The following is a 17,423-nucleotide window of genomic DNA, read 5'->3' as shown; positions in this document are numbered from 1 at the left end:
GAATGCGTGTGAATATTACTCTAGCATGTACAGAATGCGGAGATCGTAACTATATCTCAAAGAAAAATAAACGTAACAACGCTGAGCGTATCGAGCTTAAAAAGTATTGCAAGCGTGACAAGAAGTCTACGTTACACCGTGAAACAAAGTAAGCAGTAGGAATATTTTCCTACTGTTTCTTTTTTTATTCGATTCCTATGTTAAAAGTGATACACTATCAGCATAGAGTAAAGTGTCACTGTAAGGGGGAGAATGTGTGAAAGCAGAGAAAGTACGTTTGCGTAAACAAATAATAGAACACATGAATTCTTTATCAGAAGAACAGTATACAACTTTATCAGAACAGATTGCATTTTCGTTGTATGCGCAAAAAGAGTGGGTTGAAGCTAAAACAATTGGAATTACTCTTTCAATGGAAAATGAAGTGAATACATATCCTATTATCGAAAAAGCTTGGGAAGAAGGAAAGAAAGTTGTAGTTCCTAAGTGTAATAAAGGAACAAGAACGATGTCCTTCCGGCAAATTAATAATTTTGATCAATTAGAAACGGTGTATATGAATTTACGTGAACCGATTCCCGGGCTTACGGAAGAAGTGAATATGGATGAAATTGATCTTCAAATTGTCCCAGGCGTAGCTTATACAGAACGAGGAGAGCGAATTGGGTACGGCGGTGGCTATTATGATCGTTATCTCGTGCATTATAAAGGGAAAACGCTGTCATTAGCGTATGATTTTCAAATGGTAAAACACATTCCGGTAGAGCCATTTGATAAAAACATAGAAAAAATTATTACAGAAAAAGGAACACTGCTTACAAATAAGCTTGTATAGACAAATAAAAATTGACGAGACTTTTTCTTCTTGATTATAATAAAATATGTGAACGTTTTCTTATTATAATTTTTTATAGTAAGTGAGCATAGAGGGTGATGAAATGGTATCTATTTATGATATTCAGCAATTGCTAAAGAAATTTGGTACGATTATTTATACGGGAGATCGAATTGCAGATTTACAATTAATGCAAGATGAATTGCGTGAATTAAATCAATCACAGCTAATCGATCCACAAGACTATCAAACAGCTTTATTTTTATTGAAGCAAGAAATTCAAAAAGAGCTAAATAAGAATTAGATAAAGGTAGGTAAGCAACATGGAAGAGAAATGGTTAGTTGGTGTTGACCTTGGTGGTACAACGATTAAATTAGCATTTATTAATGTGTACGGTGAAATTTTACATAAGTGGGAAATCCCTACGAATACAGGTGAGCAAGGAAAACATATTACACTTGATGTTGCGAAAGCAATTGATAAAAAGCTAGAAGAATTAGGCGAATTGAAGAGCAAGTTAATTGGTATTGGTATGGGAGCTCCTGGTCCTGTACATGTGGCGTCTGGAATGATTTATGAAGCGGTTAATTTAGGATGGAAAAACTATCCGCTAAAAGATTTATTAGAAGTAGAAACAGGATTACCTGTTGTTATTGATAATGATGCAAACTTAGCAGCGCTTGGTGAAATGTGGAAAGGTGCTGGTGAAGGTGCAAAAGATTTAATCTGTATGACACTTGGTACGGGCGTTGGTGGTGGTGTAATCGCCAATGGTGAGATTGTACACGGCGTGAGTGGTGCTGCTGGTGAGATTGGACATATTACAGTCGTTACAGAAAATGCTTTCCCATGTAATTGCGGGAAGTCTGGTTGCTTAGAAACAGTAGCATCTGCGACAGGTATTGTACGTGTTGCTATGCAAAAAATACAAGAGACTAATAAAGAGAGCATGTTGCGTTCTATGTTAGCTGAAGAAGGACGTATTACATCAAAAGATGTCTTTGAAGCACTTGGACAAGGTGATGAATTAGCAGGTGAAGTAGTAGAAAAAGTAGCCTCTTATTTAGGATTAGCTGTAGCGAACCTTTCTAGTACATTGAACCCAGAGAAAATTGTTATTGGTGGAGGCGTGTCTAAAGCTGGAGATGCGCTATTAGAACCAATTCAACGCTATTTCGAGCAATACGCTTTCTCACGTGCTGTAAAGAGCACGAAGTTAGCTATTGCAACACTTGGTAATGATGCAGGTGTTATCGGAGGAGCTTGGCTTGTAAAAAAGCACAAATACGAAGCGAAGATGATATAAGTTGTGAAATATGAAAAGAGGAAGGGGGAACCCTTCCTCTTTTTGTGTGAAATCTCGATGAAGAATAAAGTGTAAACGAATTAAGCTGCTGGTGGATACCCGTTATATAGAACAGTCATGATCGTAAACCATCCGAAAACGAGTACAGTTGCAATTGCAAAGCCGCTCGCGAAAAAGTTTTTTTCACGAAGTGTTCTAAGCGTAGCAAATACAGCTAACAGAGTGACAAGTGTAAAAATAATAACAAGGCCCATACAATATCCTCCTCTGTCTACCCATTTCTTATTATGAGTTTTTGGAATATTTACTCTTTTATATTGTACATGTTTTAAAAATGATTGTCGAGATAGCATCCTTTCTTTTCCTCAGAGAAAGAAATGTTGTATCATTAAAAGTAAGTTTAATAACTGGAGGAGATTTTCATATGAAATGGATACAAATGCCGTTAGGCCCATTACAAACAAATGCTTATATTTTAATGAACGATCAAAAAGAGTGCATTATCTTTGACCCTGGTCATGAAGGTGAAAAGCTCGTTACATATTTACAAGAAGAACAATTAAAACCATTAGCTGTTTTATTAACACATGCTCACTTTGATCATATCGGTGCTGTTGATGCGGTAAGAGACACTTTTCATATTCCTGTGTACGTACATAAAGAAGAAGCAGATTGGTTAGGAGATGCAACTGTAAACGGCTCTCAAATTTTTATGATGAACCGCAGTATTACAGCAAAACCAGCGGATCATATTATTGATGCAGAAGGTACATTAACAATTGGATCATTTAATTTTGAAATTTTTGAGACACCAGGACATTCTCCAGGAAGTATTTCTTATTATAGTAAAGAGGCGAATGCTGTATTCTCAGGAGATGTATTGTTCCAAATGAGCATTGGAAGAACAGATTTACCTGGTGGAAGTTTCGCTGAATTAATTGGAAGTATTGAAGAGAAATTATTTGTATTACCAGATGAAACAGCGGTTTTATGTGGACATGGTCCAGAAACAAGCATTGGCTTTGAAAAAGAAAATAATCCGTTTTTACAATAAGGAGTCATTATGGGAATGGAGCTCATTTTAAGAGAATGGATGGGGAAAGAAAAGGATTATTCAATTTCATATAGTACGTATATGAACCTTGTATTGTATACAGAAGGTCATGGATATTATATGAAAGAACGTGAAAAGATTGGAAGACAAGGGGATTTTTTTACAAGTAGCAACGTATCCTCTGTGTTTGCAAAAACTTTTGCTAAACTTTTTATTCGTCTTGTTGAAAATGGTGAAGTTGCTCCGAATATTTGTGAAATTGGCGGAGGAACAGGGAAGTTTGCCTATGATGTTTTACAAGAATGGAAGCAATTATCTCCAAAAACCTTTATTGATTTAAACTATTCAATGATTGAAGTGAGCCCTTTTCATAGAAAATTACAGCAGGAGCACCTTGGCTCATTTTCTAATGTATCGTACTATACCTCCTATAGTGAAATGGGAGATTCTTTCGAGGGAATTCTTTTTTCGAATGAGTTGTTTGATGCATTTCCTGTTGAAATAATTGAGAAAAGAAATGGTATGTTGTATGAAGTACGTATTACATATACAGAGGAAGGAAACCTTTCAGAAGTATGTAGGCCGTTAGATAAAAGAATTGGTCGCTATTTATTGAAATATAATATTCATATTGCTGAAGGGCAACGTTTTGAAGTACCAATTGTGATGGAGGAGTATATAAAAGAAATTGCGAAATGGTTTCAAAAAGGTATATGTATTACAGTTGATTACGGATACACAAAAGAAGAATGGATGCATCCAGCACACCGTGAAGGAAGTTTGCGAGGGTATTATCAGCATAAGCTAATACGTAACCCACTAGCGCATCCAGGTGAAATGGATCTTACTACTCATATTCATTGGGACGAGCTAAAGGAGATGTTTAGTATGCAAGGAATGAGTGCAGTATGGCATAAGAAACAATCTGAGTTCTTGTTAGCTGCAGGGATATTAGAACAGCTTACGAGCCATCAAGATATGAATCCTTTTTCTGAAACGCAAAAACAAAATCGAGCCGTTCGTTCTATGATTTTGAATGGAGGAGTAGGGAGTGCATTTGATGTTGTTATACATACAAAAGATATGCAACATTTACATTTGGATCGATATGTAACAATATAAAAAACAAGACACAGTATATACTGTGTCTTGTTTTTTAATACGACTTATGTAGTATTATATATTTCCTCTCATGATATATATTTATATTAAAGATATGAGATGAAAAATATAGAATACGTTCTTTTTCTTCGATTATTAGTCCCTAACCTAATAATACGCGAACGAGTTGAATGATTGTTTCATTCTCTACTTTGTAATAAATTTCCAATCCTTTTCTTTCACTAGAAACGATTTTAGCGCTTTTTAATTTTGCTAAATGCTGTGAAATTGTAGATTGTGGCATGTTTAAGCCAGTATACATTGTAGAAACGTTGCTTGGACCGCGCTCGATTAATCCTTTTACGATACATAAACGAACAGGATGAGCTAGCACTTTTAATAATTCTGCATTACTTTCATATAGTTCTAATTCTTTTTGAAAGGTTTCTAACATGTTCTTTTCCACCTCCGTGTGAGCTATTATACCATACTATACATACCAAAAATTTAAAGAAAAGAAAATAGTTGTTGCAGAAAAAAAGTCCTAAAGTAAAGAAATTGTAAGAAAAGAGACCCTGATGTAAATAAAATAGGTAAATTAGCATGTTTTTGTAAAATGACATTTTTGGGTGAAAATTTCGATGCGTTTTAAAAATTGAAAGATATAGATATATTTGTAACACAATTTTATCATGATTTTCTTATTCTTTCAAATGAATATACGAAATTTTTAAAATAATATGACAAAGGAATTATAATGATATATATAGAATATAAAACAGGTTAAAAGAAAAGAAGCTGAATGTAATTCGCTTCTTTATGGTGATAATGAAATATTTGCTTACGGCTGATAAATCTTAGGATGATCAAGTCATTAGTCATTTATTCTAAAATTCATCTTTTAGCAACGTTAAAAACCTGTGATTCCATATGTTCTCATAAAAATCAATTGTCTCTTTTGCGGACATAAAAGGATTATTCAACGTAGAGGTTGTTTTCTGTACCATAAAGTTTTCGTATCCTAGTCCGTGGGCAAACTTAATCGTAGCATCCATACAGTACTCTGTTTGGGCGCCACAAAATTCAATGCAATTTACAGATAATTGATCTAAAATTTCTTTTAAGTTTGTTTTATAAAATGAATTTGCATGTGTTTTTCTTACAAAAAAATCTTGTTCTTGAACATCTAGATCGGTATGAATAGCCCAAAGTTCTTTCTCGGGTACTAAATCATCATCACAATGTTGAACAAAAAGGATTGGTTTATTTAATTTTCTGTATGAATAAATTCTTTTATTTACTTTTGTTAGTAAGTTCTGTAAATCAAATAAATGCTCCTCGCTATAACATACGCCATTTTGTAAATCGATAACGATTAAAATATCTGAACAAATATCCATTATTTTCACCCCTTTTTATTTCTTAATATATCAATTAATCCATTATTTAGAAATAGATGATATACTTTTATTTTTTTATGGACTATAAGAAAAGAAGAAATTCAAATGAATATAACTAAAACGCAGAAAAAGAAGATATGAAAACCTAATCTCATATCTTCTTTTTCTCTATGCATTTACAGGTTCTTCTACATAAGAAAGGGCATTTTCAAAATCGGATATTAAATCGTTAACATTTTCAAGACCGACTGATAACCGAAGTAATGAATTAGAGATTCCTCTTTCATCACGAGCTTCTTGCGACAGTGCTGCATGTGACATTTTTGCTGGATAAGAAAGAATTGACTCTACAGCTCCTAAACTAACTGCAAAAACAGGTAATTTTACTTTTGATAAAAATTGGCGGAGTGCATCTTCTGACTGCAAAGTAAACGATAAGACCGCTCCAGCTGATGTTGCTTGAGATTGTTGAATATCAAATCCGAGATGTGTTTGTAATCCCGGATAATAGACATTTTGTACTTTAGCGTGCTCTTGTAAATAATGTGCGATTTTATTGGCATTTTTAGCTGAATGCTCGAGGCGTACGTGCAATGTTTTTAGACCGCGAAGTACGAGAGAACAATCTTGAGGTCCTAAAATAGCACCGAATGCATTTTGTAAAAATCCAAGCTTTTGAGCGAGTTCTGCATCTTTTACTACTGCTAATCCGGCAGTAACATCACTATGACCAGCAATAAATTTTGTAGCACTATGAAGAACGACATCAGCTCCAAGTTCAAGTGGTTTTTGGAATAGTGGTGTCAAAAATGTATTATCAACAAAAGTAAGAGCGCCAATAGATTTTGCGAGTTTAGAAACCTCGCGAATATCTGTCACTTTTAAAAGTGGGTTAGAAGGTGTTTCTACATAAAAGAGCTTTGTATTTGGTTTCATGTTTTGTTTTATTTCTTCTAAATTGGTCATATCAACAAATGTATGTGAAACACCGTAACGGGAGAGTACCTCAGTTATCACTCGGTAAGTGCCTCCGTACACATCTTCTGAAATGAGTACGTGATCACCTTGTGAAAGAAGGAGGAATGCAGTGGAAATCGCTGCAATGCCTGATGCAAAGGCGAATCCTTTTGTTCCGCCTTCTAATAAAGCAATGATATCTTCAAGAGCTTCACGAGTTGGATTTCCTGACCTGCTATAGTCATATTTTCCGAACGTATCTACATCAAACTGGTGAAAAGTTGATGTGTTATAAATAGGAACGTTCACAGCGCCTGTTTGCGAGTCATGTTTATATTGGTTGTGTAGTAAGAGTGTATCTATAGAATAGCTCATATTCTTACACCTTCTTTTACGAGTTTAATGGCTTGCTTTAAGTCTTGAATTAAATCGTTACTATTTTCAATGCCAACTGAGAATCGAAGAAGACGATTGCATACGCCGTTTGCTGTTCTAATTTCTTCAGGAATATCAGCATGTGTTTGCGTTGCTGGATAAGTCATTAAACTTTCTACACCACCAAGACTTTCGGCAAATGTAATTAAGGATAAAGATTGTAAGAATGGATTAATCCAAGCTTCATCTTTAAGGCGGAATGAAATCATGCCGCCTCTTCCTGGATAAAATACATCTGTCACCCCGTCTTCATCATTTAAATACGCAACAACTGCTTTCGCATTTTCTTCATGTTGTCTCATGCGAAGCGCTAACGTTTTCATACCGCGAATTAATAACCATGAGTCAAATGGGCTTAAAACTGCACCTGATGCATTATGATAATGAGCGATTTCCTCGCAAAGTTCCTTTCCTTTTGCAACGACAAGCCCGCTTAGTACATCGTTATGTCCCCCTAAATATTTCGTTGCGCTATGAAGTACAATGTCAGCACCTTCTGTTAATGGTTGCTGTATATAAGGTGTGTAGAATGTGTTGTCTACAATAAGAAGTAGTCCGTGCCTTTTCGCTACAGTTGCGACAGCAGCAATATCAGTAACTTGCATTAATGGATTAGTTGGAGTTTCTATGAAAATAGCCTTCGTTTCAGTTGTGATAGCTTGCTCAATTTGTTTAATAGACTGTGTATTTACGTATCTACATCGAACATTCCACTTTTTTTCATGCTCAGAAAATAATCGATACGTTCCCCCGTATAAATCTTCAGATACAATAAGTTCGTCTCCAGAGCGGAATAGAGAAAGGACGAGGAGAACAGCCGCCATCCCTGAACTACAGGCATAACCTTGTTCGCCATATTCTAAGTCTGCGATCGCCTGTTCTAAAAGACCGCGAGTTGGATTGCCAGTTCGTGAATAGTCAAAGCCAGTAGATTTACCAATTCCTTCGTGGCGATAAGCGGTTGAGAAATAAACTGGTGGATTAACCGTTCCAGTTGTAGTTTCACTACGATTTCCGATTTGTGCTAGTTTTGTTTCGATTGTTGACATGTGAAAATTCCTCCTTTTTAAATTGAAACATTAAGTGAATATAAAATAAAAAAAGCCTTCTAAGAAGAAGGCTTTCGGTTTGAATAGAGTCTTCTTCTCATCTGTCAAATCTTTCACAATTTGCTGGAATTAGCACCTTATTAACAAAATGTTAATGGTTGCTGAGGCGTCACAGGGCCAGTCCCTCTACCTCTCTAGATAAGAATGTTCGTATGAAATTTTTATTATGTTTTTAACTTTACAATAAAAGATAATTGAATTGCAACTTTATTTTAAATAATTTTTATTTTTCCGCAAGTGTCATTGACTTTTAATTTTGTGCATGCTAAATTTATTAAAAAATTAACAAACATTGTTAAAAGGGGAACGCATTTCCTTTTAGCTACATAAATAAAATAATAAAGACAACTCTTATTGAGAGCGGTGGAGGGAAAGGCCCTGTGAAACCCGGCAACCTTCAAACGAAATGTTTGAAACGGTGCTAATACCTGCAAAACGAATGTTTTGCATAATAAGAGGAGGAACAATTATGTCCCCCTCTTCAAAGTGAAGAGGGGGTTTTTATATTGATAGAAATGAGGGAGATTCGTGAAATTACTAGATTTATTATCAAAAGGAATTGTAATAGGTGATGGTGCGGTTGGAACGTTATTGCATTCACATGGTTTGCAAAGTAGCTTTGAAGAATTGAACGTATCTGATCCAGATCTAATTATATCCATTCATAAACAATATGTAGCTGCTGGAGCAGATGTAATTCAAACGAATACGTATGGAGCAAATGAGGCGAAATTACGTATGTATGGTTTAGAAAATCAAGTTACAAAAATTAATAGAGCGGCAGTGAAATTGGCGAAAGCATCTGTGACAGATAAAAATGCAATTTTAGGAACAATTGGTGGTATGAAACATATCGGAGCTGTTACAACGACTGATATGGAAAGGGAGTTTATATTACTTGAACAGGCGGGGGCTTTACTAGAAGAACAGGTTGATGGATTACTATTAGAAACTTTTTATGATGAATTTGAATTACTTCATGCTGTTAAAGTGTTGCGTAAGCAAACGAATATTCCGATTGTTGCGCAATTAGCGTTACATGAAGCAGGTACGACTCAAAATGGAAATGATGTCAATGAAATATTAAAGCAGTTTATAGATTACGGTGCAAATGTTGTTGGATTGAATTGTCAACTGGGGCCGCTTCATATGACGGAAGCTTTCAAAATGATATCGATTCCGCAAAATGGCTATTTATCAGCATACCCAAATGCAGGTCTCCCGAATTATGTAGAGGGACGTTACGTATATGAGGGAAGTCCAGCTTATTTTGAAGCAATGACACCGAAATTTATTGAGCAAGGTATTCGGTTATTGGGTGGCTGTTGTGGTACGACTCCAGAACATATTCAAAGTATGAAGCGCGCTGTTGCGAATATTACCCCTGTAATAGAAAAAGAAACGATTCAAAGGCCAAAAGTCGTTCATACGCATGAGAAACGTTCGAAGGCTCACGTCACTCTAGCAGAGAAAGCAAAAAAACAAACGACAGTTGTAGTGGAATTAGATCCACCGAAAACGTTAGATACACAGCGTTTTTTTGAAGGAGCAAGAGCGTTAAAAAGAGCGGGAGCAGATGCTATTACTCTAGCAGATAATTCATTAGCATCGCCTCGTGTCTCTAATATGGCGATGGGTGCGTTATTAACGAAGCATGATATCCCAGTATTGACGCATTTAACGTGTAGAGATCATAACGTCATTGGACTACAATCTCATTTGTTAGGTTTATCGGCGTTAGGGATGGAAGAAGTGTTAGCTTTAACTGGTGATCCAGCGCGCGTTGGTGATTTTCCCGGTGCCACTTCTGTATATGATTTATCCTCTATTGAGCTTATTAAAATGATTAAAGAAATGAACGATGGACGTTCAATTTTAGGGAAATCAATTGGACCGGCGACAAGGTTTTCTGTAGGCGGCGCATTTAATCCTCACGTGAGGCACTTAAAAGCAGCGGTTAAGCGAATGGAACGAAAAATAGATGCTGGAGCGGAGTATTTTTTAACTCAGCCAATTTACGATATCAAGTTAATTGAAGAAGTGTATGAAGCGACAAAGCATTTGGAACAACCTATTTTTATTGGAATTATGCCGTTAGTAAGTAAGCGGAATGCAGATTTTCTTCATTTTGAGGTGCCGGGTATTACTCTTCCTAAAGAAATAAGAGAGAGAATGGATGGACATGAAACGAAAGAGGCAGCAATTGAGGAAGGGATTCGCATTTCACAAGAATTGGTCGACGCAGCGATGAAATATTTTAATGGTATTTATCTTATTACACCATTTTTAAAGTATGAAATTACAGAACATCTTGTTAAATATGTAAGAGAAAAGCAAGAAATGAAAGAAGGTATTAATTGATGAAGTGTATAGAAGAAAAATTGAAAAATAGCATTTTAATATTAGATGGTGCAATGGGGACAATGATTCAGCAAGAGGATTTAACTGCTGAAGATTTCGGAGGAGAAGAGTACGAGGGCTGTAATGAATATTTAGTGGAAACAAGACCAGACGTTATTTTAAAGATTCATAAAGCTTATATTGAAGCTGGAGCGGATATTATTGAAACAAATACATTTGGGGCAACGAATATTGTACTAAGTGATTATGAGCTGTCTCATTTAGATGAAGAACTAAATGAAAAGGCAGCACTTTTGGCGAAGCAAGCTGTTAAAGAAAGCGGGAATGAAGTATATGTTGCGGGAGCGATGGGACCAACAACGAAAGCAATTAGTGTTACTGGTGGTGTGACTTTTGAAGAATTGATTGAGGCTTATACAAGGCAGGCACGAGGATTATTAAAAGGAGAAGTTGATGTATTACTCGTTGAGACGAGTCAAGATATGCGTAACGTGAAAGCAGCTTATATTGGAATTCAAGCTGCTTTTGAAGAACTGAAAAAAACGGTTCCTATTATGATTTCAGGTACGATTGAGCCAATGGGAACGACTCTGGCTGGGCAAACAATTGAAGCTTTTTATTTATCAGTAGAACATATGAAACCATTATCTGTTGGGTTAAACTGTGCGACTGGTCCGGAGTTTATGAGGGACCATATTCGTTCACTATCTGATTTATCGGAGTGTTACATTTCTTGTTATCCAAATGCAGGTCTTCCTGATGAAGATGGACATTACCATGAATCTCCATCTTCTCTTGCTGAAAAGGTGAAGCGATTTGCTGAAGAAGGGTGGGTTAATATTATTGGTGGTTGTTGTGGCACGACACCAGAACATATAAAAGCAATGAAATCCGCGCTAGCATCTCTTAAGCCTCGTGACCATCATGAGAGAGAAGGACATGGAATTAGTGGATTAGAAGCACTGCAATATGATGAGTCTATGAGACCGTTATTTGTAGGTGAAAGAACGAATGTTATTGGGTCACGTAAATTTAAACGATTAGTAGCAGAAGGGAAATTTGAAGAGGCTGCTGAAGTGGCAAGAGCGCAAGTGAAGAAAAATGCTCATATTATTGATATTTGTATGGCAGATCCTGATCGCGATGAAATAGAAGATATGGAAAACTTCTTAGCAGAAGTTACGAAAGTTTTAAAAGTACCGATTATGATTGATTCAACAGATGAAAATGTGATGGAGCGAGCTCTTACTTATATTCAAGGAAAAGCTGTTATTAATTCAATTAATTTAGAAGATGGAGAAGAACGATTTAAAAAAGTGACACCGCTTCTTCAGAAGTATGGTGCTGCTATAGTTGTAGGAACAATTGATGAAGACGGTATGGCGGTTAGTGCGGAGCGAAAGATAGAAATTGCGAAAAGAAGCTATGAATTACTTACAAAGAAGTATGGGATACGCCCGTCAGATATTATTTTTGATGCACTTGTGTTTCCGGTAGGGACAGGTGATGAAGAATATATTGGTTCAGCAGCAGCGACTATAGAAGGAATTCGCTTTATTAAAGAAGCGTTACCAGAGTGTTTAACGATTTTAGGGGTAAGTAACATATCATTTGGTTTACCACCGGCTGGACGTGAGGTATTAAATTCAGTCTTTTTATATCATGCTACGAAAGCAGGGTTAGATTACGCGATTGTGAATACGGAAAAATTAGAACGCTATGCGTCGATTCCAGAGGAAGAAAAACGCCTTGCAGATGCACTACTGTTTGAAACGACGAAAGAGACGTTAGAAGAATTTACAAACTTTTACCGAGTTGCTAAAAAGAAAGATATCGTTGTGCAAGAAACGTTAACGCTTGATGAAAGACTAGCAAATTATATTGTAGAAGGTACGAAACAAGGATTACACGAGGATTTAAGTCTTGCGCTTGAAGAAGGAAGAAAACCTCTTGATATTATTAACGGTCCGCTTATGACAGGGATGGATGAGGTAGGACGACTATTTAATAATAATGAACTTATTGTTGCTGAAGTATTGCAAAGTGCTGAAAGTATGAAAGCTGCTGTAAGCTATTTAGAGCCACATATGGAATCTAGTGATAGTGCGAAAAAAGGGAAAGTATTATTAGCAACTGTAAAAGGTGACGTGCATGATATTGGGAAAAATCTCGTTGAAATTATTTTAGCAAATAACGGATATGAGATTATTAATTTAGGAATTAATGTACGTTCGGATCGAATTGTTCAAGAAGTACAAGAAAAGAAGCCGGATATTATAGGCCTTTCCGGTTTATTAGTAAAATCAGCGCAACAAATGGTAACGACTGCTGAAGATTTAAAAGCAGCAAATATTGATGTTCCCATTGTTGTAGGTGGTGCAGCGTTAACGAGAAAGTTTACAGATAATCGGATTTCACCATCATATAAAGGGCTCGTTTGTTATGCGAGTGATGCGATGACGGGGCTCGATATTATTAATAAGCTTCAAAAAGAAGAAGAGCGTGAGAAGATGAAACAGGATAAAAAAGAACGTCATCTTCATATCGTAAAAAAAGAGGAGAAGAAAGTAGAAATTCCAGCAGTAATTGAGCCATTACCGAAGGCTGAAGTTATCGTGCCTGATTCAACAAAACGAATTGTATTACGCGATATTCCGGCCCTTCATCTCGCTCCATTTTTAAATAGACAAATGCTACTTGGGCATCACCTTGGATTAAAAGGAAATGTGAAGAAGCTTTTGAAAGAGGGAGATAAGAGAGCACATGAATTAAATGATTTAATAGATGAATTATTGCAGGAAGGACAATCTTGGTTAAAGCCGAAAGCAGTGTATCAATTTTTCCCAGCGCAAAGCGACGGACAAAACATTGTAATATATGATCCAGAAGATCATACGCGTGTTATAGAGCGTTTCACATTCCCTAGACAAGGAAAGGCTCCCTATCGTACTTTAGGTGATTATTTGCGCCCAATAGGAGATGAGATGGACTATGTTGCTTTCTTATCTGTTACGGTTGGGGAAGGAGTTCGGGACATTGCTGAAGAGTGGAAGGCGAAAGGTGATTACTTACGTAGTCATGCCATTCAATCGTTAGCGCTTGAATTAGCGGAAGGACTTGCTGAAAAAACACATATGCTCATTCGTGACCGCTGGGGCATTCCGGACTCACCTGAACTGACGATGGAAGAACGTTTCCGTACGAAATATAGAGGAATACGAGTGTCATTTGGTTATCCGGCGTGTCCAGAACTTGCAGATCAAGAAAAGCTATTTCGCTTAATTCATCCAGAGGAAATAGGTATTTCATTAACAGAAGGATTCATGATGGAGCCAGAAGCGTCCGTAACGGCTATGGTATTTTCTCACCCTGAGGCAAGATATTTTAGTGTATTATAGTCTAGAAGGGGGAGACGTATGAAGAAAATAGTCTTTACAGGTGGCGGTTCGGCAGGACATGTAACACCTAATTTAGCCATTATCCCATATTTACAGGAAGACAACTGGGATATCTCTTATATTGGTTCTCATCAAGGTATTGAGAAAACGATTATAGAAAAGGAAGACATTCCCTACTATAGTATTTCGAGTGGAAAGCTACGTCGTTATTTTGATTTGAAAAATATAAAAGATCCTTTTCTTGTAATGAAGGGTGTTATGGATGCGTATGTAAGGATTCGAAAACTAAAACCAGATGTAATTTTTTCAAAAGGCGGTTTCGTATCTGTACCAGTCGTAATTGGAGGATGGCTAAATAGAGTACCAGTTTTATTACATGAATCTGATATGACACCAGGACTAGCAAATAAAATTGCGCTTCGTTTTGCTTCGAAAATATTTGTTACATTTGAAGAAGCAGCGAAACATTTACCGAAAGAAAAAGTAATATATACGGGATCTCCTGTACGTGAAGAAGTGCTGAAGGGAAATCGTGAAAAAGGTTTAGCGTTTTTAGGTTTTTCACGTAAAAAGCCAGTTATTACGATTATGGGAGGCAGCTTGGGCGCGAAAAAAATTAATGATACGGCTCGAGAAGCATTACCAGAACTTCTTAAAAAATATCAAATTGTTCACCTTTGCGGAAAAGGTAACCTTGATGAAAGTTTACAAAATAAAGAAGGATATAGACAATTTGAATATGTACATGGAGAACTGCCAGATATATTAGCGGTAACAGATTTTGTTATTTCACGCGCGGGCTCCAACGCAATTTTTGAATTTTTAACATTACAAAAGCCGATGGTTTTAATTCCATTATCGAAATTTGCAAGCCGTGGAGATCAAATATTAAATGCAGAGTCCTTTGAAAGGCAAGGGTATGCCTCCGTATTATATGAAGAAGATGTAACTGTAAAATCTCTTATAAAGTATGTCGAAGAATTGAATCAAAATAATGAGAAGTATAAAATAGCACTAAAAAAATATAATGGAAAAGAAGCAATTAAAACAATCATTCAAAATATTTCAGAGGCATGATAAAACAATCATGCCTCTTTTAGTAGGGTGAAAGATTCCAAGAATTGATATTTTTATGTTACAATAAAGTGAAACTTTAATCAGTTGGGTTCATCCCACATCTAACTTCTTTACTGTTACTGAATTTTGAGGAGGGAGTCTTACTGCCCTCAAATAGCGGGATAACAAATGGGTTAATAGGGAAATTCCAATTAATGAGGCGTGAAAATACGAATGGATTAGGAGTGACTGTGTTGGAGCTAAGTCTCTATGAAAATACTGCACTTATTATATGCTTTGTGTTGTACGTTGGTAGTGTTATTGTTTATATTTCAAGGAAATTTTCGCAAGAAAGAGAGCTTGAAAAGTCAGAGATAACAGCTGAACTAGAAATGTTAGCTGATGAAAGTTATAAAAAACAAAAAATAAAAGAAGACCATGAAGCATCCCATCATTTAAACGCAAATAAGTTTTAAAGATGGGGATTTTTTTTGAAGTTGTTCTTTATTATAGCTATAACAAATAACGCTAAAAAGGAGTTTCCCCATACATAATGAAGGAGTGTATATAAATGAATTTTTATATCGCCTCAGGTTTCCAAAATAAACATCTTGTACATTCTGTAGCAAATGAACTGAAACATGCAGGATGGCACCATACATATGATTGGACCAAAAATGAAAGAGCAGCGAATGAAGAACAATTAAGAGAAATTGTGGTCAGGCAGAACGAAATGCTGTAAAAGAAGCGGATGTATTTTTACTTATATTAGATGGCGGAAACGGGAGCCATACAGAGTTTGGAATGGCGATTGCACTAGAGAAAACGATATATGTATATCATGCAGGAAACCCGCTCCAAACAACGTTCTATCACTTGCCAGAAATAAATATTTTTGAAGGAGATGTAGCTGAGTTTGCATCTTATGTTATGAATCATGTGAAATAATAGTAACTACCTAAAAGGTTATAAAAGTGATCTTTTGGGTACAGTGATGATAAGAAACGTATATAAAGGAGTACATAATATGAAATTAGAAAATGGATGGGAAACGAGCTTTTTAGAAGTCGTACAAAATAGTGAATTTAAGAAAGAGGCACTTCTTAGTCAATTGCTTTGTCAGGATAGTGAAGAAGTAGAAGAGCTTGTGGATGATTACGGCTACGAAGAACTTGTTGAACGTGAACATGATGATGAGTTAGCTGAAATCTTAGGAGAAGAACTTTTTAGTGAGATGGAACGCCAAGTATTCTTATCTTCAAATCCAGAAGAAAAACTTATTTCATTCGTCAATGGATTAGGTTTTCATGTGCTAGATTGGATCGTTCTTCTTGAAACAGAATTTGGCATTGATAGTGCAAACTTTACATCAGATGCTGTGAAGGTGTTAGAAAAGCGTTTCAGACAGTTTCCATACATAGAGGACAAGACAATTTTTGATATGACATTTGGAGAATCGATGGATGTATTAGAATCTGTTACAGGATTACAACTAAAGGAAAAGATGAACGTATAATGAAAAAAGAACGTGATTGGATCACGTTCTTTTTTTACATAATAATAATTTTATCATCTAGTTTTGTCTGCCCGGTAAGAAGTGCGTTTAAATATTCCACTTTTCTTATACAAGCTTGTATATGTCTTTCAATCTCTTGTAACTCTGCTTGGTGATGCGTTTCAATTGGATGAATTTGTACGTTGAATTTTTCAAATTGACTACTATATGTTATTTCTGCATAGCCGCTCATAATATCGGTTTCGTTATGAAATAAAAATTGCTTCGTTTTGTCACAGAATGATACATCCTGAAAGCCATATACTTTTAATGCTTCAATTACTTTTTTAATCATTTTTGTATTCATTTTTTAACCCTCTTTACGAAGTTCTACTTATATATTATAACATAAAAAATTACATAGAAAGCGCTTCCAAGTGTATTTTATTATAAACTTTACGTTTCAATCACAAAAATGAAACAAAGAAAAAATAATTGTAAAGAAGGAAGGACTCTTTTATTGTTTCGTCATATATATAGAGAAATAGTGCAATGAAAGGAAATTTTCCGAGGTGGAGATCGTATTTCCAATTTGAGCGCAGTAAAAGAGGTGAGAATTTTGAACTTTGATATTGTAGGACAAAAAGCATATATAAAAGATGGACCGCATCGGAACCGAATTGGAATTGTAAAGAAAAACGAGACAAAATTAGCATCGCAGTTTGCTATTGTAATTGGAGAACAAATCATTGATGTAGAGCTAAAGGATATCGTGTTAGTTGGAGTAGACGTAGGACAATTTCATAAATGGTGCGAACAAAATGGTTATTTGTGAAAAGGACGGGCTGTGAGATAATGAAATATATTTGAGGAAAGAGGATATGTTATCATATTCTCTTTTTCTATGTTTCAGGA

At 35.8% G+C, this 17,423-nt stretch carries 18 protein-coding genes, 1 pseudogene and 2 riboswitches; of the genes and pseudogenes, 13 read left to right on the top strand and 6 right to left on the bottom strand.

All coding sequences use genetic code 11. From position 1 onward, the window contains the following. Nucleotides 1-2: 2 nt before the first annotated feature. From rpmG to glcK, 4 genes are all read left to right on the top strand, one after another. Nucleotides 3-152: a 50S ribosomal protein L33 gene (gene rpmG / locus DN407_RS21130; protein WP_001265616.1), complete on the top strand. Its 150-nt coding sequence runs from the start codon at nucleotides 3-5 to the stop codon at nucleotides 150-152. A 104-nt stretch (nucleotides 153-256) separates the two neighbouring features. Further along, complete coding sequence (locus DN407_RS21125) at nucleotides 257-835, top strand: 5-formyltetrahydrofolate cyclo-ligase (protein WP_000642751.1); 579 nt, start codon at nucleotides 257-259, stop codon at nucleotides 833-835. 103 nt (nucleotides 836-938) lie between these two features. Further along, nucleotides 939-1,139, top strand: coding sequence for a YqgQ family protein (locus DN407_RS21120; protein WP_000253699.1), 201 nt, complete (start codon nucleotides 939-941; stop codon nucleotides 1,137-1,139). Between the two features lie 19 nt (nucleotides 1,140-1,158). Continuing rightward, a complete protein-coding gene (gene glcK / locus DN407_RS21115; protein WP_000391701.1) occupies nucleotides 1,159-2,142 on the top strand; it encodes a glucokinase in 984 nt (327 codons plus the stop codon). 80 nt (nucleotides 2,143-2,222) lie between these two features. Here the strand turns inward: glcK and DN407_RS21110 are convergent, their stop codons facing one another. Beyond that, on the bottom strand, nucleotides 2,223-2,396 hold the full coding sequence (locus DN407_RS21110; RefSeq protein WP_000524852.1) for a DUF2759 domain-containing protein: 174 nt from the start codon (nucleotides 2,394-2,396) through the stop codon (nucleotides 2,223-2,225). 170 nt (nucleotides 2,397-2,566) lie between these two features. Here DN407_RS21110 and DN407_RS21105 point away from each other — a divergent pair, with 170 nt between their 5' ends. Further along, nucleotides 2,567-3,196 (top strand): MBL fold metallo-hydrolase, encoded by a 630-nt coding sequence (locus tag DN407_RS21105; protein ID WP_000871233.1) that lies wholly within the window; start codon nucleotides 2,567-2,569, stop codon nucleotides 3,194-3,196. Nucleotides 3,197-3,205: 9 nt separating this feature from the next. Next, nucleotides 3,206-4,318, top strand: coding sequence for a class I SAM-dependent methyltransferase (locus tag DN407_RS21100; protein WP_000525139.1), 1,113 nt, complete (start codon nucleotides 3,206-3,208; stop codon nucleotides 4,316-4,318). Nucleotides 4,319-4,460: 142 nt separating this feature from the next. Here the strand turns inward: DN407_RS21100 and DN407_RS21095 are convergent, their stop codons facing one another. The 4 genes from DN407_RS21095 to metI all read right to left on the bottom strand — a co-directional run bounded on the left by DN407_RS21095 (nucleotide 4,461) and on the right by metI (nucleotide 8,138). After that, the gene (locus tag DN407_RS21095; RefSeq protein ID WP_000894377.1) at nucleotides 4,461-4,751 is read right to left on the bottom strand and encodes an ArsR/SmtB family transcription factor; all 291 of its coding nucleotides are present in this window, start codon (nucleotides 4,749-4,751) and stop codon (nucleotides 4,461-4,463) included. 433 nt (nucleotides 4,752-5,184) lie between these two features. Next, nucleotides 5,185-5,697 carry a cysteine hydrolase family protein gene (locus DN407_RS21090; protein ID WP_000350341.1) on the bottom strand — a complete coding sequence of 171 codons (513 nt, stop codon included), beginning with the start codon at nucleotides 5,695-5,697 and terminating at the stop codon, nucleotides 5,185-5,187. Nucleotides 5,698-5,865: 168 nt separating this feature from the next. After that, complete coding sequence (metC, locus tag DN407_RS21085; RefSeq protein ID WP_000122301.1) at nucleotides 5,866-7,029, bottom strand: cystathionine beta-lyase; 1,164 nt, start codon at nucleotides 7,027-7,029, stop codon at nucleotides 5,866-5,868. Continuing rightward, on the bottom strand, nucleotides 7,026-8,138 hold the full coding sequence (gene metI, locus DN407_RS21080) for a cystathionine gamma-synthase/O-acetylhomoserine thiolyase (protein WP_000103889.1): 1,113 nt from the start codon (nucleotides 8,136-8,138) through the stop codon (nucleotides 7,026-7,028). The genes metC and metI overlap by 4 nt, the downstream gene beginning before the upstream one ends. A 94-nt stretch (nucleotides 8,139-8,232) precedes the next feature. After that, a riboswitch (SAM riboswitch) is annotated at nucleotides 8,233-8,343 on the bottom strand. A gap of 203 nt (nucleotides 8,344-8,546) precedes the next feature. After that, a riboswitch (SAM riboswitch) is annotated at nucleotides 8,547-8,656 on the top strand. Nucleotides 8,657-8,726: 70 nt separating this feature from the next. Here metI and DN407_RS21075 point away from each other — a divergent pair. From DN407_RS21075 to DN407_RS21050, 6 genes and pseudogenes are all read left to right on the top strand, one after another. Then, nucleotides 8,727-10,559, top strand: a complete 1,833-nt coding sequence (locus tag DN407_RS21075; protein WP_149216620.1) for a bifunctional homocysteine S-methyltransferase/methylenetetrahydrofolate reductase — start codon at nucleotides 8,727-8,729, stop codon at nucleotides 10,557-10,559. After that, nucleotides 10,559-13,957, top strand: a complete 3,399-nt coding sequence (gene metH / locus DN407_RS21070) for a methionine synthase (protein ID WP_149216619.1) — start codon at nucleotides 10,559-10,561, stop codon at nucleotides 13,955-13,957. Before DN407_RS21075 ends, metH begins: the two co-directional genes overlap by 1 nt. An 18-nt stretch (nucleotides 13,958-13,975) precedes the next feature. Further along, nucleotides 13,976-15,034, top strand: a complete 1,059-nt coding sequence (gene murG / locus DN407_RS21065; RefSeq protein ID WP_149216618.1) for an undecaprenyldiphospho-muramoylpentapeptide beta-N-acetylglucosaminyltransferase — start codon at nucleotides 13,976-13,978, stop codon at nucleotides 15,032-15,034. A 194-nt stretch (nucleotides 15,035-15,228) separates the two neighbouring features. Next, nucleotides 15,229-15,489, top strand: coding sequence for a DUF3966 domain-containing protein (locus DN407_RS21060; RefSeq protein ID WP_001250699.1), 261 nt, complete (start codon nucleotides 15,229-15,231; stop codon nucleotides 15,487-15,489). Nucleotides 15,490-15,584: 95 nt separating this feature from the next. Next, nucleotides 15,585-15,961: pseudogene (locus DN407_RS21055) on the top strand (nucleoside 2-deoxyribosyltransferase). A 79-nt stretch (nucleotides 15,962-16,040) separates the two neighbouring features. Further along, nucleotides 16,041-16,529 carry a hypothetical protein gene (locus tag DN407_RS21050; protein ID WP_000764267.1) on the top strand — a complete coding sequence of 163 codons (489 nt, stop codon included), beginning with the start codon at nucleotides 16,041-16,043 and terminating at the stop codon, nucleotides 16,527-16,529. A 34-nt stretch (nucleotides 16,530-16,563) separates the two neighbouring features. On the opposite strand, the gene DN407_RS21045 is transcribed toward DN407_RS21050, so the two are convergent. Then, complete coding sequence (locus DN407_RS21045; RefSeq protein WP_001093237.1) at nucleotides 16,564-16,875, bottom strand: hypothetical protein; 312 nt, start codon at nucleotides 16,873-16,875, stop codon at nucleotides 16,564-16,566. 252 nt (nucleotides 16,876-17,127) lie between these two features. Between DN407_RS21045 and DN407_RS21040 the strand changes: the two genes are divergently transcribed. Continuing rightward, complete coding sequence (locus tag DN407_RS21040) at nucleotides 17,128-17,343, top strand: DUF3912 family protein (RefSeq protein WP_001008326.1); 216 nt, start codon at nucleotides 17,128-17,130, stop codon at nucleotides 17,341-17,343. Nucleotides 17,344-17,423 lie beyond the last annotated feature (80 nt).

The sequence above is a fragment of the Bacillus sp. JAS24-2 genome (assembly GCF_008274905.1).
GTDB lineage: Bacteria > Bacillota > Bacilli > Bacillales > Bacillaceae_G > Bacillus_A > Bacillus_A cereus.
Note: the sequence above shows the minus strand (reverse complement) of the source record. Positions and strands in the feature narration are given on the sequence as shown.

Coding starts and splice junctions, on each gene's coding strand:
- DN407_RS21120 (WP_000253699.1), top strand. CDS start 939: ATGGTATCTATTTATGATATTCAGCAATTGCTAAAGAAATTTGGTACG.
- DN407_RS21045 (WP_001093237.1), bottom strand. CDS start 16,875: ATGAATACAAAAATGATTAAAAAAGTAATTGAAGCATTAAAAGTATAT.
- glcK (WP_000391701.1), top strand. CDS start 1,159: ATGGAAGAGAAATGGTTAGTTGGTGTTGACCTTGGTGGTACAACGATT.
- metH (WP_149216619.1), top strand. CDS start 10,559: ATGAAGTGTATAGAAGAAAAATTGAAAAATAGCATTTTAATATTAGAT.
- DN407_RS21050 (WP_000764267.1), top strand. CDS start 16,041: ATGAAATTAGAAAATGGATGGGAAACGAGCTTTTTAGAAGTCGTACAA.
- DN407_RS21105 (WP_000871233.1), top strand. CDS start 2,567: ATGAAATGGATACAAATGCCGTTAGGCCCATTACAAACAAATGCTTAT.
- DN407_RS21060 (WP_001250699.1), top strand. CDS start 15,229: ATGAGGCGTGAAAATACGAATGGATTAGGAGTGACTGTGTTGGAGCTA.
- DN407_RS21095 (WP_000894377.1), bottom strand. CDS start 4,751: ATGTTAGAAACCTTTCAAAAAGAATTAGAACTATATGAAAGTAATGCA.
- murG (WP_149216618.1), top strand. CDS start 13,976: ATGAAGAAAATAGTCTTTACAGGTGGCGGTTCGGCAGGACATGTAACA.
- DN407_RS21110 (WP_000524852.1), bottom strand. CDS start 2,396: ATGGGCCTTGTTATTATTTTTACACTTGTCACTCTGTTAGCTGTATTT.
- metC (WP_000122301.1), bottom strand. CDS start 7,029: ATGAGCTATTCTATAGATACACTCTTACTACACAACCAATATAAACAT.
- DN407_RS21090 (WP_000350341.1), bottom strand. CDS start 5,697: ATGGATATTTGTTCAGATATTTTAATCGTTATCGATTTACAAAATGGC.
- DN407_RS21100 (WP_000525139.1), top strand. CDS start 3,206: ATGGGAATGGAGCTCATTTTAAGAGAATGGATGGGGAAAGAAAAGGAT.
- metI (WP_000103889.1), bottom strand. CDS start 8,138: ATGTCAACAATCGAAACAAAACTAGCACAAATCGGAAATCGTAGTGAA.
- rpmG (WP_001265616.1), top strand. CDS start 3: ATGCGTGTGAATATTACTCTAGCATGTACAGAATGCGGAGATCGTAAC.